Raw genomic sequence first — 1,418 nt, forward strand, 5'->3', positions numbered from 1 at the left:
CTTATATCATTCAATAAAAACCCCAGTTAAATCAATAACTGGGGGGTAAAATAAATTAAAAATTTAATTTATTTTTTGGATTGAGACCATGTTTGATGTAAATCGCGAATCTTATTTAAATCTAATTTCATCAACTTCAATGCAATATGAAACTTCGTATAAGAATCAAAATAATCTTTGAAATTATCAAAATAATCACTTTTACTTATAAAAGTTTCAGTTTCACTAACAATGATATCTTCATCAAAGCGAAGAACCAATGAGTATTCTAAGTAAGGGAAATAAGTATAAACTAAGATTTCACATCCTTTTACCTCTTCACTAGAAAAACAACCATAATTAAATTTTCCTCTAGGCATACGTCTAAATCTTTTTTTCATGATTTAAATATTTTTTAGTTAATAAAATTTTTAAATTCATTAAGGCATAGGTAAATTATACTTTTGTAGTAAATTAATTTTAAAAATTAATTCTAGATTAGATTATATAGATAATCGGATTAAGTCAATTACATTCCTAAAAGTGATTAATTGTGAAAGTCTATAATATTGATATCTGAATTCATAATATTTTGCTCTCTATTAATAAGGAAGTTGTGAGTTTCATAAACTTTTAAATAATTCTTTAGTTTTAAATCAAGATGACTCTGGATTGATTAAATGCTTTATAATTGATTATTTTAACTATTTCATGACGATTTTCGTTTATATCATGCAATAAAAACCCCAGTTAGATCAATAACTGAGGGGTAAAATAAATTAAAAATTTAATTTTTGAGAACAGAAGAAAGTTTTATAAGAAAGAGTATCATGCGTGCATTGATATTACACAATCCCACAGCGTTAACAAACAAGGTTTCAAGAGTAAAATCACCCGCTAGATTGTCAATAAAGACTTGTTCACTTATCGTAGTTTCTGTTGATTTAACTGTTTTTCCATCAATACGAAGTACCAATAAGAACTTCTTAATTTCTTCAATTCGATAAACGAAGATGTCAATTCTTTCTTTCAAATTTGGACAGGAAATATAACCTAATTCGGTTAATTTCTTGCCGTCACTTCTTTTTTTCATGAGTTTAATATTAAAATTTAACAATAATTTAAATTCATTAAGGTATAGATAAATTATACTTTTGTAGCAAATTAATTTTAAAAGTTAATTCTATTCTATACTATATAGATTATCAAATTAGGTCAATAACACTTATAAAAGTTATTAGTTAATAAAGCCTATAATATTGAGATTTGAATTTATAATATTTTGCTCTCTATTAATAAGGAAGTTGTGAGTTTCATAAACTTTTAAATAATTCTTTAGTTTTTAAATCAAGATAGCTTTGGATTGATGAGATATTTTATAATAGACTATTTAAATTATTCCATGACGACTTTTACTTAAGTCAAGCAATAAAAACCCC

Annotated in this window: 2 protein-coding genes; both read right to left on the reverse strand. The window is 24.4% G+C overall.

The features are described from left to right. Window positions 1-68 precede the first annotated feature (68 nt). Window positions 69-359: a hypothetical protein gene (locus tag ACGH46_RS11000; RefSeq protein WP_267350730.1), complete on the reverse strand. Its 291-nt coding sequence runs from the start codon at window positions 357-359 to the stop codon at window positions 69-71. A 407-nt stretch (window positions 360-766) separates the two neighbouring features. Next, window positions 767-1,072: a hypothetical protein gene (locus ACGH46_RS11005; RefSeq protein ID WP_267350724.1), complete on the reverse strand. Its 306-nt coding sequence runs from the start codon at window positions 1,070-1,072 to the stop codon at window positions 767-769. Between the last annotated feature and the right edge of the window lie 346 nt (window positions 1,073-1,418).

Source organism: Gilliamella sp. CG22 (genome assembly GCF_046635725.1).
Taxonomy (GTDB): domain Bacteria; phylum Pseudomonadota; class Gammaproteobacteria; order Enterobacterales; family Orbaceae; genus Gilliamella; species Gilliamella apicola_I.

Bases quoted from the DNA above. Each gene is read 5' to 3' on its own strand.
- ACGH46_RS11005 (WP_267350724.1), bottom strand. From the start codon at position 1,072: ATGAAAAAAAGAAGTGACGGCAAGAAATTAACCGAATTAGGTTATATT.
- ACGH46_RS11000 (WP_267350730.1), bottom strand. From the start codon at position 359: ATGCCTAGAGGAAAATTTAATTATGGTTGTTTTTCTAGTGAAGAGGTA.